The following is a 23,663-nucleotide window of genomic DNA, read 5'->3' on the forward strand; positions in this document are numbered from 1 at the left end:
GGAGATTTTAGTCTCCCTATGGTTTTCTTCTTATTATTTATCTGTTTGCTTTTTTTTCAAATACTCCGCACGTATTTTTTCGAGTCGCTGCTTTTTATCCAATTTAGCAGGCTTCTGTTTTTCATGAAACTTTGTTACAGTTGCCTTACCTTTAGAATCCAATTGATATTTTCCCACTTTGTTCACCTACTTTTCTTGTCTTTAAAGAGAATCTATTCAACAAATATAGTATACCTTATTTTACTGAGTAAACCTTATTACCTTATCATGTACCGCTGTCTTTGTATATATTAATAATCCCCATGAAGTAAGCTTATTCAACAAGAAAAAGACGACATTTCATTTCAATCAATGAATCGTCGTCTTCTTCATTAACCTATATACACTAACTTGCTGGCCGTTCTGCTTCGTCCATCCATTCGTCTCCTTCAACCGCGCGGGAAACAAGCATACTAGATACGGCATCCCCTGAAGCATTAACCATCGTTGCAGGCGGATCAACCAACGTACCGAGAATTGCTAAAATAGGGAGAGCCTCCATCGGAAAACCATACATCGTAATGATCAGCATTTCCCCAATAAATCCACCGCCAGGCACCCCGCTCATCACAGTCCCTACTAACAGAGAGATACCAATCGCAATAGCGAACGTTTGAAAGCTTAGAAAATCCATTTGAAAAATCCCAAACAAGAAAGCAATTTTTAATATTGCCGCTAAGGCGGAGCCATCCATATGGATTGATGCACCTAGCGGAATGACGACATCTCGTACATCTTTATGTACACCCATCTTTTCTGTCGCTTGCAAGTTGGCTGGAATGGTCGCTACACTGCTTCCCGTCGATAAAGCGGTCACTGCAGGCGTTAAAATATTCTTCCAAAACACCTTCACTCCTGACTTCCCTCCGGCAATAAAAGCATATAACGTAAATCCAATCAGGAAATAGAGAATCGCAACCGGATAATAGACGATCATTGCTTTTGCATAGCTCCCTAAAAGTTCTGGCCCGAATACCCCTACTAATGAAGCGAAATAAGCGCCGAGACCAATTGGAGCATAATACATAATAATGCCGACAAGCTTGCGCATCACTTGGGCGCCGCTATTTAAAAACTGTGCAAAAATACGTCCCTCGCTTCCGGCAAGATTTGTTGCAAACCCTACTAATACACTCATAATAATTAATGCGAGCATACTCGTTCTTGAGAAAATATCCACAAAGTCAGGAACTGTCACAGCTTGGACAATTTGAGCGCCTAGACTAAGCGACTCATTGATTTCTTCTGGAGTTTCAAATTGAATCGACACACCAGCTGCTGGCGGCGACAGAGTGACCGCTGCGATCATGACGATTGAGGCGATAATGCCCGTTACAATAAAGACGACCATCATCCACGTCATAATTTTGCCAAGCCTCTTTAAGTTTGACATATTGGCAATCACCGCACTAATCGAGAAAAAGACGAGCGGTACAACAATCGTGAACATGAGATTTAAGAAAATATCACCTAAAGGCTTCAACACTTCTGCTCGTTCACCTAATAAAACACCTAAAATACTACCTATAATAATGGCTGCTATTAAAAATAAAGGAAAACGATATGCTTTCAATCTAGTCAGCTCCTTTCCTATTTATAGTAAGTCATTTCTTTCCAAATGAATAGATCCATAGGTCTCGAGAAAGAGATTATGTCCCAAAAAACAGGAGCACTCCCCGTTATGGGACTGGCTCCTGTTAGCTTGAATAGACGCAATATCGATCTGAGGTTATACAATTGTATTCTCCATTGACGCATACCAGGATTCAAAAGGCGCATTTACCTCGCATTGACGCAATTATTGAAGCGAATGACACATATATTTGATAGATCAGAGCAATCGACTCTCTCACTCGCGCATAAAGAGTTTGAAACAATAGAATTCCTAAAGCCTCGTCAGGACTTGAGCACTCTATTCCCTTTTTATTTCCCTAATTGCCTTGTATTCTTCTCAATCTCTCCGCTCAAATCAGACAATGCTTTTGCAATGGAATGTAGGCTTTGAACAGACGCTAATTGCTGCTCTGCTGCTCCAGCAATGCTCTCATTACTAGCAAGTGCTTCTTCGGTGAGCAGAGTCATCGCTGTCATTGCCTCTTGTACTTCAGCCGCTTGTGTATCAATCTTAGATGCTATATCCGTCGCAGCTTGTACCTGAGACTTAACTTGAACAGTGGCTTGAACAATACCGTCAAGCAAGCTGTTAGTGCGAGTCATGCTTTCCTTACCCTTTTCTACTTCTGCATAACTCGTTTTCGTTAATTGACCTAACTGTGCTGTTTCCTCTTGCATCGCTCGACTTAATTGACTGATCTCTTGGGCAGATTGTTCCGTTTGTTTTGAGAGCTTGCGAACTTCATCAGCCACCACAGCAAATCCTCTGCCATGCTCACCTGCTCTTGCCGCTTCAATAGAAGCGTTGAGTGCCAGCATATTTGTCTGACTCGAGATGTCTGTAATTGATTTGACGATGGAACCTATTTTTTCACTTTGATTCTCAAGCTTCTCCATCGAGCCAGCCATCCGCTTAACCGTTTCATACACTTCACTTATTTGCTCTGCAGCCGTACTTACCGATTGCTGACCGCCTTTGGCGAGCTTCGCTGTCTCAAGTGATGATTGATTTGTTGATTCTACACTAGTAAGAATATGTTGAATGCCGTTCGTTACATCCCAAAGCATTTGAGAGCTTTCTTTTGCTTGCTCTAATTGCCTGCTGGCCCCTTGCGAAATTTCCTGCACAGAACAAGCGATTTCTTGGCTCGCACGCTCAGACTCTTTTGAACCTGACTGCAGTTCATCCATTGTATGTAAAAGCTGCTTGGACGTTGATTTTAGGGCTGCAATCACTTGATCAGCACGCGCTTGATGACGCGCACTCTCTCTTTGAAGCTCATTTGTATGTTTTCTTCTCATATAGATTAATAAGATGGATGCTCCGCTGGTAAGAATGAGGGAGATCGCGTGAATCATCAGCAATGAGAAATGATAATCATCTGTTCCGCAAATTAACCTTGGAAAAAAGAAATAGCCTGCAAAATGCTGAATCGCAAAAATAGCAGTGCTGATAAGAATGTATTTAATTGAGTCTAAAAAGATAAGAAATGCTAAAACCATAAAGATGGAAAAATGATATTCAACCAGTCCGTCTCCCCCGGCTACGATTGAAACACTTGCAAATGTTAAGGTAAGTGTCAGCCATAAGCCTATCGAACGATTGGTAGGCTTACGTAAATAGAGAATGACAGCAATTATTAAAAAAATCAAAGGAAGTACGAAGAATACATTTTGAAGGACCTGCATCCCTCCAGTGATTGGTGGTACTCCTTTAATCAGCAGATATGTATGGAGAAAACCAAACTGGCGGTGAAGAAGGTGAATGATAATAGAAAGTCCAGCAAAAATAGAAGTAATGATTAACATAAATGTATAACGGTTATTCAATGACTTTCCTCCTATTAAATAGCATGAAAATAAGTGGCACGTTTCAGTATATAGACATAAAGTACGAAAGAGCAAGGAAAATCATCTTAAGTTCAAGGTAATTCGTTCGACATTTCACCAACTAATTCACTCAACCTAATCGGAGTGATCACAAAAAAATAAACACCAAAAAACTGCACCTCACATGCTAAATTGAACATGTAAGGTGCAGTTCATTTTTATGATGAGCGTTTTGCCATCTGAGATTCTCTTTGAAGGTCTACAGGAATAACTGCATCTGTTAGCTCTTTGTCTAGCTCATTGCGGTAGGTGGTTAATTCCTCTTTAGACCAGCCAAGTTCAGACTTCATATAAGCAAGAACCGGTTCTTTCCACGTACGTACCCACTGAATATCAAAGAATAGCGCTCCTGTGCGGCGAATAAAGAAATCTACAGGCTTCACTGTCATCTCATCATTCATGGCATACTTTAATTTCACATATACATAGAGACTGAGCTTAGTCTCTTCTTCACTCTTGTAGTCTTTTGCATAAGAGAAGAGCTTATCAACATTAGAGCCGTACATGCCAGCAAGCTTTTTACCTTCTTCATACGTAAAACCATATCCTGTTGCTTCCTCTGCTTTTTTAGCAATGAATGGCTCAAGACCAATAGATCCGCCTACATCTCCGCCTGAGATCGGAAATTTCTTTGTCCCACACGTACTGAACACTTTATATTGATCTTCTTTGAAGCGCTTGGCAATTAAATTTACAACAGATTCCGCCATTTTACGGTACCCGGTTAATTTACCGCCAGCCATTGTTAGAAGACCGCTCTCTCCTTCCCAAATCTCATCTTTACGAGAAATTTCAGATGGATCTTTTCCTTTTTCATAAATGAGCGGACGAACTCCTGCCCAGCTGGACTCTACATCCTCTTCTTTCACCGTGACATCAGGGAACATGTAGTGAATGGCGTTTAAAATATACTCACGATCCTCAGAAGTCATCTTAGGGCTTGCCGTCTCTTGATCAAAGAACGTATCCGTTGTTCCGACATATGTTTTTCCATCACGAGGAATCGCAAACACCATACGGCCGTCCGGAGTATCAAAATAGATCGCTTGGCGCAGCGGGAACACGGATTGATCAATGACTAAGTGAACCCCTTTTGTTAGACGCAGCTGCTTATTGGTTTCAGAGTAATCCTTTTTAATAATTTGATCGACCCAAGGACCTCCGGCATTGACCACTTTTCTAGCATTAATTTGATACGTTTTTTCTGTCAGGCGATCTGATACCACAGCACCCGATACTTTCTTATTTTCATCATATAAGAAGTCTTCTGCTTTCGTGTAGTTAATAATATCCGCACCGTGCTCAGCTGCTGCTTTTATAACCTCAATTGTTAAGCGTGCATCATCTGTTCTGTATTCTACGTAATATCCCCCGCCTGTTAAGCCGTCCTTTTTCACAAGCGGTTCTCTATTTGCTGTTTCTTCAGCTGAGAGCATTTTTCTGCGCTCTGACTTCTTGACTCCAGCTAACATGTCATAAACAAACAACCCAAGGGAAGCACTGTTCTTTCCGAATGTTCCGCCCTTATGCATCGGCAGCATCATCCATTCAGGAGTTGTTACATGTGGTCCATTCTCATAAACGATCGCTCGTTCTTTACCAACTTCAGCTACCATCCCGACTTGAAATTGCTTTAAATAACGCAGGCCGCCGTGAACAAGTTTTGTTGAACGGCTAGATGTACCTGCTGCAAAATCTTGCATTTCCACAAGGGCTACTTTCATTCCACGCAAGGTTGCATCTAGAGCGATTCCTGCTCCAGTAATCCCCCCGCCGATAATTAATACATCATATTGCTCTTTTTCCATTTGTTTAAATTGATCTGATCTAGTCCGTGCTGAGAAATGTGTGCTCATGATCCTCTCAACCTCCACTTTTTATTTTTGTATACAAAAAAGACACGAAGAAACGACAACAAGCATAATAACAAGTTCGTTATTACGCACATTGGTTCTCCGTGTCTCCTACCGTCTATTAACTTAACTTCATCATAACATAGTTTATTCTATTTGGACAGCGAGATGCTTTTGGTGAAAAAAGAAACTGTGGCAAAACCAGCTTGAAAATAACGTATGCTAGAGGAGATTTGCCGTTCTTAAACTATACTCCTTTGAGTTAGTGCTTTTTTCGGGGAGTTAGAGGAAGTTCGTCATGGCACCGTTTAGTTCAAGTGAATAAAAAAAAGGCAGTGCAGGCGTAAACTCGCCGCTCCTGAAATATGCTTCGCTTTCCGCGGTGAGCTGCTGAGCTTCCTCGGGCTTTAGCCCTGTGGGAAATCTGATTTCTGAATTCCAATTAAAGCTAATAATATTCTTCTATAGGGACACGATAAGACAAACGAAACTTTATAGGTTGGTGGCAGGAAGAATGAAGGTATTATCTATGATTCAGCCATGGGCATGTCTTTTTGTCCTTCGGGAGAATGAATTTGAAACAAGGTCATGGAAAACAAATTATCGCGGGCCGCTGGCCATTCATACAAGTAAAAAAATAGATAAGGCTGTCTGCAAACATGTGGCCATCCGTTCGCTGCTTGGTAAGCATGGATATACAGAAGAAACCCTTCCAACCGGAATGATCATTGCTGTAGGCCGGCTTGAAAATTGTTTGAAGATAACTGAAGAAAATCAGACATCAGCAGTCCTGGAAAATGGACAAATTGTATCAGGAAATGATTATTTTTTAGGGGATTTTAATGTGGGAGGATACGCTTGGGATGTTCAAGACATAAAGATCTTAAATAAACGTATTCCAGCAAAAGGCAAGCTTGGGTTATGGGAAACGGATTTATTATGAAAAGCAATGGAGGTAATCAGTATTTCACTTGTCCTTAAGAATAACGGATTAATTTTTTTCTATACTGAGGACTTTAATCAAGAGGGAGAATTAGTGCTCAATGGATTTTATAAAGGTTTTCCGTCAAGTAAAGCGAGAAGTTTGTGGGAGGGTTTATATTGAAGTTTAAAATAACTCCAAGCAAAGCCCTCGAATGTTTGCATAAAAAATAATTCCTCTTTCTCTTTCAAATCTTCAGTAACAATTGTAAAGTCGTTAATTAATTTTAATAGTGGGATCTCAATATAAAAACATTCTTTATCATAACCAATTGGTTGTTTTTCGACTTTTGAACAATCATAATAACCTGAATCTAATACTTCGAAATCGCAAAAAACTAATATTACCTCATTTGTTTCCCTTTCATTACAAATGGATTAGAGTGTGATCTTTTGCTATTTCAATACATTCTAGAACGATATACCTTTTGCTAACAGCACAAGCAATTAGATCATTAGAAATGACCTCTTTTTTTATTCAATATGGTTTTCTTGTTTAATTTGATCTATTCTCTTTTTTCCCCATTCATACATCATCTCGACGATTGGTAATAATGTCATCCCTAGTTCAGTCATTGAATATTCTACTTTCGGAGGAATTTCTGGAAATACTTCTCTATGAACAATTCCATCTTCCATCAGTTCACGTAATTGATTTGTTAATATCTTATGGGATATTTTTGGAAAAAGCCTTTGAAGTTCGCTGAAGCGATGTGGTCCTTCTACACCTAAATGCCACAAAATAACAACTTTCCATTTCCCACTAATAATCGATATGGTAAGTTCCTTTTCACAATGATAATCATGATTTATTATTCTCTCTTTTATCTCTTCTCTTAGTTTGTCCGACATACAGCTAACTCCCCTTAATATAATAAGTAACCTTTTGGTAACCTCCGCACAAAAAAGTGCATTCTTCACAATGTAGAAAACCTTAAGTAGAATGAAGTAAGTCTTAAAGACAAATCTTTACCTATTTTAGGCGACAAACATTTATGAGTAAAACAACGTTATTAATTATATCATCAGAACTATTTTATCAAACTCATTTTACTTAATTAATATGTTTAGTTTATACACTTTATTTAGTCTAAAATAAAACTATCTCATCAAAAGGAGCGAAAAACATGCAAACGATCGCAGGAAAAGTCGCATTAATTACAGGGGCAGGACGTGGAATTGGCCGTGCAACAGCAGTTGCTTTTGCGCAAGAAGGTATTCACGTAGGTCTTGTTGGGCGGACGCTTGAAAACTTACAACAAGTAGCCGAGGAACTTAAACAATATGATGTAAAGGTAGCAATTGCTCCTGCAAATGTAGCGGATTTAGATTCAATTACCACAGCTGTTAAATCCATTCGTGATGAGCTTGGTGCAATCGATGTTTTAGTAAACAATGCCGGCATTTCAAAATTCGGCAGCTTCATGGACTTAACTCCTGAAGAATGGACAAATATTATTGATGTCAACGTAAAGGGTGTATACTACACAACACGTGCGGTATTACCGGAAATGATAGAGCGTAACAAAGGCGACATCATTAATATCTCTTCCACAGCAGGTCAAAAAGGAGCGCCAATTACAAGTGCATATACAGCTTCAAAAGCTGCAGTTATTGGACTGAGTGAGTCATTAATGCTTGAAGTTCGAAAGAAAAATATTCGTGTTACAACCTTAACTCCAAGTACGGTTGCAACAGATATGGCTATTGAGCTAAATTTAACAGACGGTAATCCAGAAAAAGTGATGCAAGCAGAAGATTTAGCAGACTTGATGGTAGCCCAGCTAAAACTTCATCCACGCGTTTTATTAAAAAATGCTGGACTTTGGTCGACGAACCCTTAATAGAACTATTCGAAATATCAAGGCGCTATCCAATATATTTTGGATGGCGTCTTCCATTTTTTTGAAAATAATAATAAATTAATTAGGATAGTTTATATAAACAAGTCCAATATTTCAAGTTTCTAATGAATAGGCTCTTCATCATATTTAATAGTTTGACTGTTGGCACAAATAATAATTTTACTACGTAAATGATTTAGATCCTGTTCTATTAACGGATCACTAGTCAAGTCCATCTTTCACCTCTTCATGGATCCACATACTTTTTATACTAGACACCCTCTTTTAGATGCAACATGGAAGAAAAAAAGGCCACCCACTACTTCAATAAACTGGTGGATGGCGTTTTACTAAGTCTACATTATTAATTTTCCTTTTCCAAATTGTTCGCTATATAATCTTTACCCCATTCATACATCGAATCAAGAATCGGAATCAAACTTCTTCCTTGTTCTGTAAGTGAGTATTCCACTTTTGGTGGAACAACAGGATATACTTCGCGATGTACGATCAAATGGTCTTCAAGTTCACGTAATTGATTAACAAGCATCCGTTGTGTAATTCCCGGCATAAGGTTTTTTAATTCACCAAAGCGTTTGGTTCCTTCTTTACCTAAATGCCATAGCACCAACATTTTCCACTTACCACCAATGATAGAAAGTGTCAGTTCCTTTTCGCAATTAAACACTTTTTCCCCCAAATTAGGCATCTACTTCCCCTCCTTTCCTTTAGATTTATTAATTTACGCAATCTCATCCCGCTATGTATTATGAAGTGAAAGATTTCTTGATTTAATCACCACTAGAAACTCATTTGAAAACTCATTCACTCCAATACAAGTGTTGGATAAAGTCCGGAAATAAATACGTCTTGTCTTTCCAAGTGATCGAGAATCTCTCCTTGTAGAAAGCTTAAGATAATCTCAAAATGTTTATCTTAGCCCCTCAAACAGCAAAACTCTTGCAGGTGAAGCGTCTGTACCCATTAATTTTAATGGTGCCGCTACCATAAAGTATTGTCCTTGCTCAATTTCCTTTAAGCGAAGGCCTTCTATTATGATGATGTTATTTGCAAATAACGTCTTATGTGTTGGATGCCCTTCTTGACTTCTTTCAATTCCAAGTGAATCGATTCCAACCCCTCGAATACCTAATTCAGAAAGATATTCGGCACCATCTTGTGCGAGAAAAATAAAATCGAAATTAAATGTTTCCTCAAATGAATTTTTCGTTTTCAATAAAACAAAATCGCCCTTTTGAATGTGAAACCCTTCTAAGTCAACTTTTGAAACGCTATTTTCCACTTCAGTTAAGTCCAATACTTTACACTGTCCTACTAGGTTGTCTAATGGAATCGTTTCAAACGTATCACCATCAGTGACCATGTGTAGAGGGGCATCGATATGTGTTCCTGTATGCACATCCAAATCCAGCCGTGTTTCTGTAACATATCCATTTGTGATTGTATTTAATTTAGGTTGTTTTTCCGGTTTGTTCTTGTACACGGTCATTCCTTCATTAATTGCACCTGTTACGTCATACATTTTCATATTTAATCAACCCTTCTACTGTTCAATGTATTTTTTAGTTATAAACCTATCCTCGCATGTTATTTGTGAAGTTGTCTAGTGAAACTGCTTTAGGCTCTGTAGATATAAAACAAGGAAGTGAGAGTATTCGGCTCTTGAACAAATTGAAAATAAACCTGAGTCTACATAAATTTCAGACTCAGGTTTATTTGTAACTCTATTCTAAATTAGCATGCCTACCGTACATCACATCGGATTTTAATCCTTTTTTATCCATGAATCTCAATATCACCGCATCATAAAACAGAAGAAGCGATTGCTCAAATAGTGATCCCATCGGTTGAATCGATTTTCCACTGGTGCCTTCCGCTTTTGCTTGAGCAGGTATTTCAATTTGAATGTCTGCCAAATTCCCAATGGTAGAATCAGGATTTATCGTAACAGCTACTACTGTTGCGCCAATACCTTTAGCTTTCTTCGTCATAGCTGCCATGCTGCCAGTCTCACCGGAGCCAGAACCAACAATAAAGATATCACTCGGTTCTAGATTTGGAGTTACTGTTTCTCCTACCACATACGCATCAAGTCCTACATGCATCATGCGCATAACAAATGCCTTAGCCATGAAGCCAGAACGTCCTCCACCTGCAACAAATATCTTTTTTGCACGTAAAATACCATCCACTACTTTTTCGGCCTCTTCCCCATTAATGAGATCTAAGGTTTGCTGTAGTTCGGAAATTATTTCTTTTGTGTAGGCAGTTGTGTTCATTTTACGCCATCACACTTTTTTTGATAAGCTCTTGAATTTTTGCTGCTTCTGCTTTTTTGTCTTCTTTACTTGTGATTCCACCACCCACAATGATAAGGTCTGGTTGTGCTTTAATTACTTCTGGTAATGTCTCAAGTTTGATTCCGCCTGCAATGGCAGTTTTCGCATTTTTCACAACGCTTTTAATTGCGCGGAGGTCTTCAAATGAATCTTTTCCTTCCGCTTGCAAATCATAACCTGTGTGTACACAGATATAATCAGGACCAAGTAAATCAAGCTCTGCTGCACGTGTTTTGATGTCTTTTACAGCAATCATATCTACCAAGATTTTTTTATCTAATTTCTTCGCTGCTTCAACTGCACCTTTGATTGATGAGTCTTCTGCTTGGGCAAGAATTGTAACAATATCCGCACCTGCAGCAGCGGCATTAGATACTTCATAACCTGCAGCATCCATGATTTTAACATCAGCAAGAACTTCTAAGTTAGGGAATGCAGCTTTTACTTCTTCCACAGCTTTTAGACCTTCTTTATTGATAACAGGAGTTCCGATTTCAACAATATCGATATACTCCTCTACTTCGTTAATAACTTCGATGGCTTGTGGAATGTTAACTAAATCTAACGCTAATTGTAATTTCATGTATTTAGTACTCCTTGTATTCGTATTTTTGGTACAAACTTAGTGTAATTTCTGCAATCACCTTTGTGAAGTACGCACTTTAAAATTACATACTAACAAAAAGTATACTGTGGACATTCTTCACAAATATAATGGAGTGCTATGAATTTATAGAAATGTCTTCTTCTCACCTCCTATATCCAATCATGGGATATAGTCACTTGGGAACGACGTGGAATCATAGGAAGAACCCGAAAAGCTACTTCGCTTTCTTTACCTATAAAAATTAAGTTAAGTTAAACGATACGGTTAAATATTTTCGTTTACTAATATATTCTCCACAATTGCCACATTCGTTATAGTAGGCAGGCAAGGATACTTTTCTTTTCTTTTGAATTTTCAAAATGATATAGTGTTGTACCTAACAGGGCGGAAGCACCCAGTTAGAACCCTATTAATTTGAATGTTTCAAATCTGTCAATTTCGTTTCGTTAGTGGATTCTTGCGTATCCCTCCCCCATATGCTCAAACAAAAGTATACTTTTATACACTATTTGTCTTATAAGTGCGTACTTACATAAATTGAATGCAGTCAGTATACTGAGAGCTATTGCGATTCTCATTCATTGTTTAAACAAAATGCTCATTGTAAAGGTTGGGGAGGATATTGAATATGAATTACGGTAATTCCTCAGTAGAATTTGATGTAAAAGATCAATTAATCGGCTTCCAAGAAGAATGGTTCATGCAAGACATGACATTTATATTATTTGGAGCAACAGGAGACTTAGCACAAAGAAAATTATTTCCTGCTTTATATAATTTATACCTTGATGGTAAATTACCCGATACCATTTCTATAATTGGTTTAGGCAGAAACTATTGTTCAAACGAAGACTTTCAATCCAAAGTGGAAAGAGCTCTTCAAGCATACTCCAGAAGAGCTGTACAACCTTCTGGTCTGCAAGATTTTTTATTCAAATTTCGGTACTGTGCATTTGATGCGACCGTCAAAGAATCCTATCACCACTTGCACGAAATCATTGAGAACAGAGAACAGGAGCTAGGTATTCCGCAAAACCGACTCTTCTATTTGTCTGTTGGACCAAGTCTGGTTGATGTTATTACGTCAAATCTTAATTCAAGTGGTATTTGCCAAACTAAAGGATGGAAGCGACTCATCGTTGAAAAACCATTTGGAAGTGATCTAGAGACGGCAAGACAATTAAATAAAAACTTGAGCAAAACATTTAGTGAAGATGAAATCTACAGAATTGATCACTATCTAGGAAAACCAATGGTCCAAAATCTGGAAACCTTAGTTTTGGCCAATCCTGCTCTGAAATCATTACTAGATCATAACCAAATTTCGAATGTCCAAATAACAGCAAGTGAAACGGTTGGGGTCGAAACTCGCGCCGATTATTACGATAAAGCAGGAGCCATTCGTGATATGGTTCAGAACCATCTTCTTCAGTTAGTGATGATGACAGCCATTTACCTCCCAGAGAAAATAACGTCAAATGAAATTCGTGTTAAAAAGATGGAAATTGTCGACTCTCTTCGTCCAGTCTTAAAAGAAAATGCATACAAGCATGTTGTCCGCGGTCAGTACGCGTCTGGAGAGGTGCAAGGCACTCCATTAGTTGGCTATAAAGAAGAGCCCGGTGTTGATGTTTCCTCAAAAACTGATACTTATTTCGCGGCTCGCTTATATATTGATAATCCATCTTGGAGTGGGATCCCCTTTTATATACGCACGGGGAAAAGAATGGATCAGAAGTCTACACGGATTGTCATTGAGTTTAAGAATAAAATGACAGATTCAGATGTGCTACAAGGTATCACTCCAAATCTATTGATCTTCGAGATCAGTCCAAACGAAAGTATTTCTTTACGGGTGAACATGAAAGATCCTTCTAGTAATCGTTTTGAACCTGTTTGGATTAACTTCTCAACCAATTCGGAAAGTCTGCCGGAAGCATATGAACTTCTTCTATTTGATGCAATGGTCGGTAATTCTACCTTCTTCTCCCATTGGAAAGAAGTCGAATTATCGTGGGAGTGGATCCAACCGTTATTAGAAGCATATCAAGAGAATCTGTTACCTTTACATTCCTATCCTGCAGGTTCAACTGGTCCAGAAGAAGCAAATCAGCTATTTCAATCCAATCCATTTAAGTGGTGGTAGAAAAAAATAATAACTGGTGTGGAAGCTTACAAACAGAATATGTTTGTGTTATTTGACAAAGATGGTTTTGAAAAAGAAAAAGAGGAACTAGAAAATCGACTATCCATATTAGATTAAACAATATAAAGGAATGAGGTAAGAACATGATGAAACAACAAATCGGTGTTATTGGTTTAGGCGTGATGGGTTTGAATCTTGCGCTGAATATGGAAAGCAAAGGTTTTTCGGTCTCAGTCTATGATTATTGGACAGATCGAACAGAGGAATTATCAAAGAATGAAGCGAAAGATCTAAATATTCACGGTACTTACAGCATTGTGGACTTCGTTACTTCTTTAGAAACCCCACGTAAAATATTATTGATGGTTAAGGCAGGAGATACAACTGATTCGGTCATTGATTCTCTTATCCCTCACCTAGAACAAGGCGATATTATTATGGATGGCGGAAATTCATTTTTTGAAGACACGAATAGACGTACAGCAAACTTAAAAGAATTAGGTATACATTTCATCGGTTCCGGAATTTCGGGCGGGGAAGAAGGAGCTCGTAAAGGTCCATCAATTATGCCTGGCGGGTCGAAAGAAGCTTATGAACAAGTTGAGCCAATTCTTAATGCCATTTCAGCGAAAGTAGATGGAACTCCGTGTAGTACCTACATGGGACCTGATGGAGCAGGCCATTATGTGAAAATGGTACATAATGGAATCGAATATGGGGATATGCAACTAATCTCTGAAGCGTACTTCATTATGAAACAAGCCCTTGGTCTATCAGCTCAGGAGTTGCATGAAATATTTTCTGAGTGGAACAAAGGAGAACTTGATAGCTACCTTATTGAAATCACTGCGGATATTTTCACTAAGATTGATGAAGAAACCGGAAATCCACTCGTCGATCACATTTTAGATGTTGCTGGTCAAAAAGGGACAGGAAAATGGACAAGTCAAAATGCACTGGATTTGGGTGTTTCTCTTCCAATCGTTACAGAGTCCGTATTTGCTAGATTTATTTCTTCTGTTAAGGAAGAACGAGTTGCAGCAAGCAAAATACTTAAAGGTCCTGAGTCGAAAAAGCATTCAGGGAATTCTAAAGAATTGATTGAAGCGATTCGTAAAGCTTTATACATGAGTAAAATTTGTTCATATGCCCAAGGTTTTGCACAAATGCGTGCGGCATCCGAGGAGTATGGTTGGAATATTCCTTACGGGGATGTAGCTATGATCTTCCGTGGAGGTTGTATCATTCGTGCACAGTTCTTGCAAAAGATAAAAGAAGCTTTTGACCAGAATAGCGACTTGCCTAACCTACTAGTTAATCCGTACTTCCGAGAAATCGTAGGAGAATATCAGAGCTCGCTTCGCGAAGTACTAGGCTTAGCAATTCAACAAGGTATACCAACGCCTGCTTTCTCAAGTGCATTAGCTTACTATGATAGCTATCGTACGGAGACATTGCCAGCCAATCTTATCCAAGCACAACGGGATTATTTTGGTGCACATACGTATGAGCGTATAGATAAAGATGGCGTGTTTCATACTGATTGGTCAGCCAAATAATATAACAATTAAAAGCATCTGTTGCTTATTAGAAAGATTGTACCGCCACCCAAAAGTTAGAGTAAATCTATAACTTTTGGGTGTTCTTTTATGACTAAACATAGTGAAGAACGTAAAGTAAGGTTAGACAAAGAGTATATTCTAAACTTCCTCTTCACTCCTCTTAAACCTAATTCGTTGACTTTCATTATCGTTGTAACTATAATGATTACATCGAGAGGGTGACTTGTATGAAAAAATTTAGCAGCCGTTATTCCATTGCTGTACATATTTTATCGTTAATTGCATTAAGTCCATCTTCATGTACTTCCGATTTCATTGCTGAAAGCGTCAATACGAACCCTGTCATTATTCGCCGTATTATTGGCATGTTGAAGAAAGCTGGGTTGGTCTATGTACGTGCCGGTGCAGGGGGTACCTATTTACAAAAAGGACTTGATGAGATTACTTTACTTGATGTATATAAAGCAGTTGAAGTTGCAGATAATGAAGATATTTTCAATTTTCATGATGAAACCAATCCACAGTGTCCAGTAGGCGCAAATATTGAGTCTGTTTTTCGGACAAAGATGTTGCAAGCACAATCTGCAATGGAGCACGAATTGGCTCAAGTTACACTCAAACACTTGGTGTCTGAACTAAAAGAGAAAACCGGCTCTATTTAGAGCTATTTTTTTCATATTAGTTGTAACGTTATTGGTTACACTAAAACCTCTTGAAATAATCTGCAAATAGAAGGGTAGGAATTTTATATGTCTATCGTTATTACTGGTGCAACAGGTCATTATGGAAACCGTGTCATTCAAGAACTATTAAAAACTATTCCTGCAAGTGAAATTATCGCTAGCGTTCGCAATGTAGAAAAAGCTGATGCCCTTGCCGAACTGGGTGTAGAAGTTCGTCATGGCGATTACATGGACTACGAGTCAATGAAAACATCCTTTAAAGATGCTTCAAAGGTTCTTTTTGTTTCAGGACCGGATTCAGATAATACTCTTCGTATTCGTCAACATGCAAATGTCGTCCAAGCTGCACGAGATGCTGGTGTAAAACACATAGCTTACACAAGTTATGCATTTGGTGAAACATCCCAAATCGATCTTGCACATGTCCATATGGCAACAGAATATGCAATTCGTTCAACTGGCGTACCCTATACATTCTTGCGTAATTCACTTTATTCAGATGTATTCATTGATGAAAGCTTAGCTGGCTCAGTAGCAACTGGTGAATTAGTAACAAACACAGGCGACGGCAAGCTAAATGCCGTAAGCCGTGAAGATCTTGCACTAGCTGCTGCTGCTGTATTAACGGGAGAAGGACATGAAAATAAATCATACAACCTTGTCAACCCATCACCTTGGACTTTCGATGAGCTATCAGAAGTTGTTTCAGAGGTTTCAGGTAAACAAGTTTCACATAAAAAGGTATCTTTTGATCAAATGAAAGATTATCTTGGCAATGTTGGATTACCTGCACCAGTAGTTGAACTAATTGCAGGTATTTACCAGACCATTGCAGCTGGGGAAACGAGTAAAACTTCAAATGATTTAACAAATCTTATCGGACAACCAACTCAATTGAAAAAATTGGTTCAGCAAGCATTGAAAGCGTAAATTTAAGAATAAATTAGGTCCTTTTCGAAAATAAAACATCTTGTTGCCAATAAAAAACACTCGATGGTTTAGTAAGAAGACTTGCTATTGAGCCTATCACTAATGCGCGTAAATGTTGTATCACTTGGTATTGTAAATACACCGATATACGCAAGAAGGCATGTTCACAGGAATGCTGAACAACTTCCCGTGAACATGCCTTGCACAAGCTGAAAACATCGCTCAATCTTACGTTCACTTAACAAAAAAATGGATTTACAACAGGATCTGTTATTGTGATGATGGTGGTGCACAGTTAATTTAATTAATATGATAGCATTCCTTTTTGAGGAATGCTTTTTTTCGCAAAACCTTCCCTCTGTTTGCTACTGTGTTTTTTTCTTATAACAAGTGAGTAAGATAGGCTTATTCCTTCAATATTGCCTTTCTACGGGAAAGTAGCCCATATACACAATCTTCTCCGGCACCCGGCTTTTATTGTATATCGCGTAATTAACAGCATTATTAGCATAAAAAATATAAGGAGAATAAAGACTTATGGACAGCAGCCAAATGGTAAGCTGAAACCTATGTTAGTTTAGTATATAAAACTAATAAGATGTTGGTATATTAACAAAAAATAAGCGTACCAAAGCATTGCGAATTGGCACGCTATTTCTATTACTGTTTTTTTCTACCCCAAAAATAAAACCGTTAGTTTTTATGCCATTCTCTGATTTTATTAAGAGAATGCTTCTAAGCCAAAGACAAAATGAGCGACCAGAAACACAATAATCATTAACACAATTCCTACCAAAAGTCCTGTAAACGGTTCTTTAATATCATTATTCATGATTTCATCTCCTCTAATGTGCGAGTTGTTTATAACTTGTGAATAACATTAGAGTGAGCAAAAAAAGTACTTTGATATTTGATCGTCATGAGTAGGCTCTTTATCTTAAGTAAAGGAATAGATGACTTCAGGTAAAACTGGAGATGAGCTGAAATACTGTCTGCACAAGCCAAGACATAAGCCTTTAAAACATAGCCTGTATATTCAATGGTTGGTCCAGAGCTCAGTCCTCCCAGCTTTTCTAGCTCTTCTAGTTCATGGGTAATGTATGCAGGATGATCGTGATGATCTTCTAGTAAGAGTACATGGCTGTAAGAACTCACAATAGCTGATAACAAAAAACTTACGATAAGTAACCCTTTGCCCATCCAACACACACCTCCCCTACCTAATTTTTAATTCGTCTCTGTGGATAATCGTACTATAATCTAGTTTTTTCCTTTTGTCTATTGAATATGTGAATAAGAAGTGGATAACATCAGCTTCTCATGATAAATAGACTTTTCGTACACAAAACAACCCGATCACCTGGTGCAGTGATCGGGTTGACGGTATAAGTATGGTGGAGACGGTGGGAATCGAACCCACGTCCAGAAACAACGACACTTATGCTTCTACGAGTGTAGTTACTGTATTAGCATTTCGCCAATTCTTCTGCCCAGTAACAGGCGTCCGAACGGCTAGTCTGATCAATCTCTTCCTTCGCTCACAGACGGAGAGCAACCGGCGTAGCCCACTTAGAGTGAGTTCCAGTACCTACCACATGGGCGATGGAGGGTGGAACCGCAGAGTGCTATTAGGCAGCTACTGCGAAGTTGTTGTTTTCTTTGCCAGTTATAGGCTTTGGCGTTTTAACGAGGCCGACCCCCTCGACTCGCAACATAAGCACGACCTATCCCTGTCGAATCCTAAACGTCCCCATGCTGTAAAAAATATGTGGGATCTCTTCGTGTTACCGAAGCCATCCGTTGTAATCAAAAGCCCAGAACATCTGTGCTCTGGACTTCTTATTATAGCATCCCTTACTTTTTCTTGCAACTGGAAGTGTTACCCTCTCATCCGGTCCTTTAATGCACGTTCTACTTCACGTTTGGCATCCTTACGCTTAAGCGTTTCACGTTTATCAAAATTCTTCTTACCTTTAGCAAGGCCGATTAAAATCTTGGCATAGCCGTTTTTAATATAGACCTTTAAAGGAACAAGTGAGTAACCTTGCTGCTTAGTTAAACCAATTAACTGATTGATTTGCTTTTTGTGAAGCAGCAGCTTGCGGGCACGTTCTGGTTCATGATTGTAACGGTTTCCTTGTTCATACTCGCTGATATGAGCGTTATGAAGGTATACTTCCCCGTTTTTAATCCGCGCAAACGAGTCTTTTAAATTCATACGGCCGGCACGCATCGATTTAATCTCAGTTCCTTGCAGTACCATACCTGCTTCATATGTTTCTTCAATGAAATAATCATGTCTTGCTTTTTTATTTTGGGCAATTACTTTTCCTTCTGTTCCAGCCATTGTCCGACACCTCGTCATTCTTCATTCTTTCATCTTAGCAAATAGAAGCGGAATGCGTCAATCAGCGCATGTGGAGTCTTCTCTGTAATAAAAGGAAAGGCTGCCTACTTGGATAGACAGCCTGCATGAGTGTTAACGCTTTTTCTTACGTCCTTTTTTACGCTTCACACTTGGCGCATTCTCATAAAAAGCACGTTTCTTTTTCTTCTTACTAGAACCATTACCGCCCTCGCTTAAATTAAGCCCTTTGCTGTTTCCTTTTTTACTGCGTCCGCCTCGTCTACGGTCGCCTTCTTCGCCGCCTTGACCTGCGCGTTTTTTTCGTTTACCACCTTCAATGACTTTCGGACGGCTGCGCCCTTCACGCGGTTTACGCGGCTTCATGCCTACTACTTCAAAATCAATTGAAGCTTCATCGACATTGACATTAATCACTCGAACTTCAATTTCATCTCCAATACGGAAGACTTGTCCGGTACGCTCACCAATCATCGCATATTGCTTCTCATCATAGTGATAGTAATCATCTGTTAAGTAGCTGACATGCACAAGACCTTCAATTGTGTTCTCAAGCTCTACAAACAAGCCAAAGTTGGTTACGCCGCTGATCATGCCAGGGAACGTTTCACCAATTTTATCTTCCATATATTGAGCTTTCTTCACACTGTCCGTATCGCGTTCTGCCTCTACTGCACGACGCTCCATTTCCGATGCGTGGCGAGTAAGATCTGGCAGTTTTTCACGCCAATGCTCTTGCGTCTCGGCATCGACATTACCCTTGATTAAATACGTACGAATTAATCTGTGGACAAGTAGATCCGGGTAACGACGGATTGGAGATGTGAAATGTGTGTAGAACTCTGTTGATAACCCAAAGTGGCCTAAGCTGTTCGGGTCATATTTTGCTTGCTGCATCGAACGAAGCATAACCGTACTGATCACCGTTTCCTCAGGCTCGCCTCGAACTTCTTCTAAAAGCTTCTGCAGCGCACGTGGATGAACCGTGTTGGCATTTCCGCGTACGACATAGCCGAAGTTTGTAATAAACTCTAAGAATTTAGTGAGCTTTTCAGCATCCGGGTCTTCGTGAATACGATAAACAAACGGCAGCTTCAGCCAGTGGAAATGCTCAGCAATCGTTTCATTCGCTGCCAGCATAAATTCTTCAATTAAGCGCTCAGCTACAGAACGAGAACGAAGCACGACATCATTTGCTTTGCCTTCTTCATCCACAAGAACCTTTGCTTCTTTAAAATCAAAATCAATGGCTCCGCGCTCAAAGCGTTTATTGCGAAGAATAGCCGCTAGCTTCTCCATTGCTTCAAAATTTGGAACAAGGGACTCATAGCGAGCTTTTACTTCTTCATCATTATCCACTAGAATCTTATTCACATCTGAATAAGTCATTCGTTCAGTCGTTTTAATCACACTTTGGAAAATCTCGTGGTTAACCACTTGTCCATCAGGCGTGATTTCCATCTCACACGATAATGTTAAACGGTCCACTTGTGGATTCAAACTACAGATTCCATTTGAAAGACGGTGTGGAATCATTGGAATAACTCGATCTACTAAATACACACTTGTTGCCCGGTCAGCCGCTTCCTTATCAATAGGCGATCCTTCTGTGACATAGTGGCTGACATCAGCAATATGAACACCAAGTAAGAAGTTGCCGTTACCAAGCTGCTTTACATGAACTGCATCATCTAGATCTTTTGCATCAGCCCCGTCAATCGTGACGATCACTTCATCTCGAAGGTCACGGCGGCCCTCGATATCTTTCGGATCGATTTCATCACTAATTGAGTTGGCATGCTGAAGCACTTCATCGGTAAATTCAAGCGGAATGCCATGCTTATAAATAATAGAGAGAATGTCCATCCCTGGATCATTTTTATGACCAAGAATCTTCGTTACTTCCCCTTCTGCACTCATTCTGCCTTCAGGGTACTTTGTAATCGATACGACGACTTTATGGCCGTCAACAGCACCTTTATTTGCAGTGCTCGGAATTAAAATATCATTTGGAATACGCTTGTCATCAGCTACAACCATTCCGTATGAATCATGATCTAAGTACGTCCCCACTACATCGGTGACACCACGCTCTAAAATACGGACAACCTTTCCTTCAGGCCTGTCTCCTCTTGAATGCTGGTGCAAACGGACAAGTACCGTATCACCATTCATCGCACTTTCAAGGTCTGCTTGAGATACATACACATCTTTCTCTCCCTCAATATCAGGGATAATAAAGGCGAACCCTTTCGCATGTCCTTGTACACGGCCTCTGACAAGATTCATTTTTTCCGGAACCCCGTAACGGTCGCTTCTTGTACGAACGACAAGACCACGGGCCTCCATTTCATTTAATGATTTCACTAGCTCTTTAAAGTTCTCGCTACCTTCTACTTGAAAAACCTCTTCAAGCTCAGCTACAGAAACGGGCTTCTCGGCTTCGTCGCGAAAGTAGGTCAACAGTTGCTGGATTTGTTCTTCATTCATTTTATAATCTCCTTTCGGTACAAACAGCCCCGCCTGTTCTGTTCTATACAGTCCAGTCTAATCCTTCTAAAAATTGAAGAATATCTTCATGAAGCTGTTCTTTTTCTTTATCTAATGTAATAACATGGCCTGATTCCTCATACCATTTTAATGATTTTTCATCTGATTCGATTTGATCATGGATGATATTTGCACTCTCGGTGTCAATCATCTCATCATTTCTAGCCTGCACCACGAAAGTTGGAGAATAAATATGATCGAGATGATTGTGAACATCTTGAATTAACTTACGAAGGGCACTTAGCGTTCCCATCGGTTTAAATGCTTCCATCTCTTGATTGATCACATCATCTGACTTTTGTTCACGCTTTTTATACTCACGGGCATAGGCAAGAACGCCTTTATACATCGCATCCTCTGTTTTTGGGCGAACGGGCGCGCACATTGGCACAATACCCTTTACAGGTAAAGTGTACCCGATTTTCAGGGAGAATACCCCGCCAAGAGAAAGCCCGCACACCGCAATTTCCTCATGGCCTTTTTCTTTTAGGTAGTTATAGCCTGCCTCTACATCTTCCCACCAATCTTCAGGACCTGTATGAACAAGCTCTTCAGGGGGGACTCCGTGACCCTTGTATAAAGGGGCATGGCATGTGTACCCTTCTTTTTGTAAGTGGCGTCCGATCATTCTCACATCGGCCGTTGTTCCTGTGAAACCATGCAACAGAAGAACCGCACGGTCTCCTCCTTCAAATGTAAATGGCTTAGGTGCTACTACTTTCATGTTCGTCTTCCTCTCTTGATTTAAATGAATCTATATCGGTTCCGTCAAATAAAAATTCTTCAATTACTTCAATTAATACGTCACGTTCAAAGCCGTGGCAGATCATATGATTCGACTTCTCTAAAAAGCGAAGCTCCTTCTCCTCTGAGGTAATCATATCGAATAAATACTGCGCACTTTTTTTGGGGACCACACCGTCTTTTCCCCCTTGAATAATTAGAGTGGGAATATTTACTTTAGCTAAATACGGCCGGATCAGTTTCACTGCCTGCATAAATTGAAAAACCGCAGCCATGGGGGTTTCAAGAACTTTTTTACGGTATAAGTTATAAGTGAAATCATCCTTTAACTCACCGCGAAACTGCATTCGTACAGCTTCTTTCAAATCTTGCAACAGCTGCATTGGATTCAAGTAATAAGCTGCGGCACTAAGGAGCACCAGCTTTGATACAGGATATTTAGAAGCTATATAACAGGCTAACATACCGCCCATTGAAAAACCAATCACATACACTTTTTCACAGCGGTCTAATAATTCTTTGACCGCCACTTCAGCCATGTACACCCACTCTTTATACGTAACGTCTTTTAAATTGCCGCTAGGTCCGTGTCCAGGAAGCGTTGGGGCGTAGACAAGCCACCCTAGTTTTTGCAAATGAGAGGCCACAGGCTCCACTTCCCACGGTTCACCGGTAAAGCCATGCAAACAGAGGCATCCGATCATCTCTCTCACCCTTCTCTGCTGTTACTATGATTGTACCCGATTGATATGTTTTACAATCTTCTTTTCCATACATTCTCTATATCTTTATGCTGCCCTAACAAAAGAAGCAGCAGGTATCGCACCCGCTGCTTAGTAATTACATGAAATATGCGACGGCAATTGTTAAGACAAAGAACAATACCGCAAGAACAACTGTCGCTCGGCTTAACACTGCATCAATTCCACGCGCTTTTTGCTTACCTACTAATTGTTCTGCTCCACCAGAGATTGCACCAGATAAACCAGCACTACGTCCAGATTGAAGTAGAACAACCGCAATTAACGCGATTGAGACGATAATTAATAAAACAAAAGCAACCGTTTGCACCCCTTCTACACCTCCAAGCACAATATGCGCTTCTATAACTTTACCACAAATAAGAGTGTTGTAACAACATAAATTACAGAATCACCTGCCATAGTTATTGATCTCCACTGCAGGTACAGGCTTTGTGCGGACAGTCCGGGAGTTTCTGCAACGCTCATCTCTTGTTGGAGAAATACTGGCCATGCACTTGGAGCTATACAAAACACCTCCCTGCAGTAGTGGTTTATCTCCGCTGAAGGTACTCGCTTTCCGCGGGCAGCCCGGGAGCCTTCTCATCCCCTTCAATTGTAACAGACATAAGTACACTGAAAAATGAGTCCCCTTGCATTAATTGTTGATCTCCACTGCAGGCACACGCTTTCCGCGGGCGGTCCGGAAGCCTCCTCGGGCTTACGCCCTGTGGGGTCTTCCCTGGCCACGCACA

Annotated in this window: 22 protein-coding genes and 1 other RNA gene; 6 read left to right on the top strand and 17 right to left on the bottom strand. The window is 39.8% G+C overall.

Annotated features, from left to right (window positions below; all coding sequences use genetic code 11):
- Positions 1-33 precede the first annotated feature (33 nt).
- The 4 genes from A33I_RS21120 to A33I_RS14495 all read right to left on the bottom strand — a co-directional run bounded on the left by A33I_RS21120 (position 34) and on the right by A33I_RS14495 (position 5,399).
- The gene (locus A33I_RS21120; protein ID WP_022629056.1) at positions 34-177 is read right to left on the bottom strand and encodes a hypothetical protein; all 144 of its coding nucleotides are present in this window, start codon (positions 175-177) and stop codon (positions 34-36) included.
- 208 nt (positions 178-385) lie between these two features.
- Positions 386-1,612 (bottom strand): dicarboxylate/amino acid:cation symporter, encoded by a 1,227-nt coding sequence (locus A33I_RS14485; protein ID WP_022629057.1) that lies wholly within the window; start codon positions 1,610-1,612, stop codon positions 386-388.
- 350 nt (positions 1,613-1,962) lie between these two features.
- Positions 1,963-3,483: a methyl-accepting chemotaxis protein gene (locus A33I_RS14490; RefSeq protein WP_022629058.1), complete on the bottom strand. Its 1,521-nt coding sequence runs from the start codon at positions 3,481-3,483 to the stop codon at positions 1,963-1,965.
- Between the two features lie 218 nt (positions 3,484-3,701).
- Entirely contained in the window at positions 3,702-5,399 is a 1,698-nt protein-coding gene (locus A33I_RS14495) for a glycerol-3-phosphate dehydrogenase/oxidase (RefSeq protein WP_022629059.1), read from the bottom strand.
- Between the two features lie 511 nt (positions 5,400-5,910).
- Between A33I_RS14495 and A33I_RS14500 the strand changes: the two genes are divergently transcribed.
- Positions 5,911-6,339, top strand: coding sequence for an ASCH domain-containing protein (locus A33I_RS14500; protein WP_022629060.1), 429 nt, complete (start codon positions 5,911-5,913; stop codon positions 6,337-6,339).
- 512 nt (positions 6,340-6,851) lie between these two features.
- Here the strand turns inward: A33I_RS14500 and A33I_RS14505 are convergent.
- Positions 6,852-7,229, bottom strand: coding sequence for a winged helix-turn-helix transcriptional regulator (locus A33I_RS14505; protein WP_022629061.1), 378 nt, complete (start codon positions 7,227-7,229; stop codon positions 6,852-6,854).
- 275 nt (positions 7,230-7,504) lie between these two features.
- Between A33I_RS14505 and A33I_RS14510 the strand changes: the two genes are divergently transcribed.
- Positions 7,505-8,221, top strand: a complete 717-nt coding sequence (locus tag A33I_RS14510) for a 3-ketoacyl-ACP reductase (protein WP_022629062.1) — start codon at positions 7,505-7,507, stop codon at positions 8,219-8,221.
- 364 nt (positions 8,222-8,585) lie between these two features.
- On the opposite strand, the gene hxlR is transcribed toward A33I_RS14510, so the two are convergent.
- The 4 genes from hxlR to hxlA all read right to left on the bottom strand — a co-directional run bounded on the left by hxlR (position 8,586) and on the right by hxlA (position 11,164).
- Positions 8,586-8,930 (bottom strand): transcriptional activator HxlR, encoded by a 345-nt coding sequence (hxlR, locus tag A33I_RS14515; RefSeq protein ID WP_022629064.1) that lies wholly within the window; start codon positions 8,928-8,930, stop codon positions 8,586-8,588.
- 222 nt (positions 8,931-9,152) lie between these two features.
- Positions 9,153-9,770: a cyclase family protein gene (locus A33I_RS14520; protein ID WP_022629065.1), complete on the bottom strand. Its 618-nt coding sequence runs from the start codon at positions 9,768-9,770 to the stop codon at positions 9,153-9,155.
- 196 nt (positions 9,771-9,966) lie between these two features.
- The gene (hxlB, locus tag A33I_RS14525) at positions 9,967-10,521 is read right to left on the bottom strand and encodes a 6-phospho-3-hexuloisomerase (RefSeq protein ID WP_022629066.1); all 555 of its coding nucleotides are present in this window, start codon (positions 10,519-10,521) and stop codon (positions 9,967-9,969) included.
- Position 10,522: 1 nt separating this feature from the next.
- Positions 10,523-11,164: a 3-hexulose-6-phosphate synthase gene (gene hxlA, locus A33I_RS14530; protein ID WP_022629067.1), complete on the bottom strand. Its 642-nt coding sequence runs from the start codon at positions 11,162-11,164 to the stop codon at positions 10,523-10,525.
- 724 nt (positions 11,165-11,888) lie between these two features.
- Here hxlA and zwf point away from each other — a divergent pair.
- The 4 genes from zwf (at position 11,889) to A33I_RS14550 (ending at position 16,509) form a co-directional block, all read left to right on the top strand.
- A complete protein-coding gene (gene zwf / locus A33I_RS14535; protein WP_031311684.1) occupies positions 11,889-13,334 on the top strand; it encodes a glucose-6-phosphate dehydrogenase in 1,446 nt (481 codons plus the stop codon).
- A 143-nt stretch (positions 13,335-13,477) separates the two neighbouring features.
- On the top strand, positions 13,478-14,893 hold the full coding sequence (gndA, locus tag A33I_RS14540) for an NADP-dependent phosphogluconate dehydrogenase (protein ID WP_022629069.1): 1,416 nt from the start codon (positions 13,478-13,480) through the stop codon (positions 14,891-14,893).
- Positions 14,894-15,123: 230 nt separating this feature from the next.
- Positions 15,124-15,558 carry an Rrf2 family transcriptional regulator gene (locus A33I_RS14545; RefSeq protein ID WP_022629070.1) on the top strand — a complete coding sequence of 145 codons (435 nt, stop codon included), beginning with the start codon at positions 15,124-15,126 and terminating at the stop codon, positions 15,556-15,558.
- 87 nt (positions 15,559-15,645) lie between these two features.
- Entirely contained in the window at positions 15,646-16,509 is an 864-nt protein-coding gene (locus A33I_RS14550; RefSeq protein WP_022629071.1) for an SDR family oxidoreductase, read from the top strand.
- An 861-nt stretch (positions 16,510-17,370) separates the two neighbouring features.
- Here A33I_RS14550 and A33I_RS14555 read toward each other — a convergent pair.
- From A33I_RS14555 to A33I_RS21320, 8 genes are all read right to left on the bottom strand, one after another.
- On the bottom strand, positions 17,371-17,709 hold the full coding sequence (locus A33I_RS14555; RefSeq protein ID WP_022629073.1) for a hypothetical protein: 339 nt from the start codon (positions 17,707-17,709) through the stop codon (positions 17,371-17,373).
- Between the two features lie 192 nt (positions 17,710-17,901).
- Positions 17,902-18,261: a transfer-messenger RNA gene (gene ssrA, locus A33I_RS20315) on the bottom strand.
- Positions 18,262-18,388: 127 nt separating this feature from the next.
- Positions 18,389-18,856 carry an SsrA-binding protein SmpB gene (gene smpB, locus A33I_RS14560; protein WP_012960384.1) on the bottom strand — a complete coding sequence of 156 codons (468 nt, stop codon included), beginning with the start codon at positions 18,854-18,856 and terminating at the stop codon, positions 18,389-18,391.
- Between the two features lie 132 nt (positions 18,857-18,988).
- Positions 18,989-21,364, bottom strand: coding sequence for a ribonuclease R (gene rnr, locus A33I_RS14565; RefSeq protein ID WP_022629074.1), 2,376 nt, complete (start codon positions 21,362-21,364; stop codon positions 18,989-18,991).
- A 43-nt stretch (positions 21,365-21,407) separates the two neighbouring features.
- A complete protein-coding gene (locus tag A33I_RS14570; RefSeq protein WP_022629075.1) occupies positions 21,408-22,148 on the bottom strand; it encodes an alpha/beta hydrolase in 741 nt (246 codons plus the stop codon).
- Positions 22,129-22,872: an alpha/beta hydrolase gene (locus A33I_RS14575; RefSeq protein WP_022629076.1), complete on the bottom strand. Its 744-nt coding sequence runs from the start codon at positions 22,870-22,872 to the stop codon at positions 22,129-22,131. Before A33I_RS14575 ends, A33I_RS14570 begins: the two co-directional genes overlap by 20 nt.
- A 136-nt stretch (positions 22,873-23,008) precedes the next feature.
- Complete coding sequence (gene secG / locus A33I_RS14580; RefSeq protein WP_031311686.1) at positions 23,009-23,239, bottom strand: preprotein translocase subunit SecG; 231 nt, start codon at positions 23,237-23,239, stop codon at positions 23,009-23,011.
- 223 nt (positions 23,240-23,462) lie between these two features.
- Positions 23,463-23,663: hypothetical protein (locus tag A33I_RS21320; RefSeq protein ID WP_235806196.1), on the bottom strand; the 201-nt coding region annotated here is incomplete at its 5' end.

It is taken from the genome of Alkalihalophilus marmarensis DSM 21297, assembly GCF_000474275.2.
In the GTDB taxonomy this organism is placed as follows: domain Bacteria; phylum Bacillota; class Bacilli; order Bacillales; family Bacillaceae_D; genus Alkalihalophilus; species Alkalihalophilus marmarensis.

What these genes read in the sequence shown, in the direction of transcription:
- A33I_RS14495 (WP_022629059.1), bottom strand. Translation starts at nt 5,399, where the DNA reads ATGAGCACACATTTCTCAGCACGGACTAGATCAGATCAATTTAAACAA.
- A33I_RS14500 (WP_022629060.1), top strand. Translation starts at nt 5,911, where the DNA reads ATGAAGGTATTATCTATGATTCAGCCATGGGCATGTCTTTTTGTCCTT.
- A33I_RS14505 (WP_022629061.1), bottom strand. Translation starts at nt 7,229, where the DNA reads ATGTCGGACAAACTAAGAGAAGAGATAAAAGAGAGAATAATAAATCAT.
- A33I_RS14510 (WP_022629062.1), top strand. Translation starts at nt 7,505, where the DNA reads ATGCAAACGATCGCAGGAAAAGTCGCATTAATTACAGGGGCAGGACGT.
- hxlR (WP_022629064.1), bottom strand. Translation starts at nt 8,930, where the DNA reads ATGCCTAATTTGGGGGAAAAAGTGTTTAATTGCGAAAAGGAACTGACA.
- A33I_RS14520 (WP_022629065.1), bottom strand. Translation starts at nt 9,770, where the DNA reads ATGAAAATGTATGACGTAACAGGTGCAATTAATGAAGGAATGACCGTG.
- hxlB (WP_022629066.1), bottom strand. Translation starts at nt 10,521, where the DNA reads ATGAACACAACTGCCTACACAAAAGAAATAATTTCCGAACTACAGCAA.
- hxlA (WP_022629067.1), bottom strand. Translation starts at nt 11,164, where the DNA reads ATGAAATTACAATTAGCGTTAGATTTAGTTAACATTCCACAAGCCATC.
- zwf (WP_031311684.1), top strand. Translation starts at nt 11,889, where the DNA reads ATGCAAGACATGACATTTATATTATTTGGAGCAACAGGAGACTTAGCA.
- gndA (WP_022629069.1), top strand. Translation starts at nt 13,478, where the DNA reads ATGATGAAACAACAAATCGGTGTTATTGGTTTAGGCGTGATGGGTTTG.
- A33I_RS14545 (WP_022629070.1), top strand. Translation starts at nt 15,124, where the DNA reads ATGAAAAAATTTAGCAGCCGTTATTCCATTGCTGTACATATTTTATCG.
- A33I_RS14550 (WP_022629071.1), top strand. Translation starts at nt 15,646, where the DNA reads ATGTCTATCGTTATTACTGGTGCAACAGGTCATTATGGAAACCGTGTC.
- A33I_RS14555 (WP_022629073.1), bottom strand. Translation starts at nt 17,709, where the DNA reads ATGGGCAAAGGGTTACTTATCGTAAGTTTTTTGTTATCAGCTATTGTG.
- smpB (WP_012960384.1), bottom strand. Translation starts at nt 18,856, where the DNA reads ATGGCTGGAACAGAAGGAAAAGTAATTGCCCAAAATAAAAAAGCAAGA.
- rnr (WP_022629074.1), bottom strand. Translation starts at nt 21,364, where the DNA reads ATGAATGAAGAACAAATCCAGCAACTGTTGACCTACTTTCGCGACGAA.
- A33I_RS14570 (WP_022629075.1), bottom strand. Translation starts at nt 22,148, where the DNA reads ATGAAAGTAGTAGCACCTAAGCCATTTACATTTGAAGGAGGAGACCGT.
- A33I_RS14575 (WP_022629076.1), bottom strand. Translation starts at nt 22,872, where the DNA reads ATGATCGGATGCCTCTGTTTGCATGGCTTTACCGGTGAACCGTGGGAA.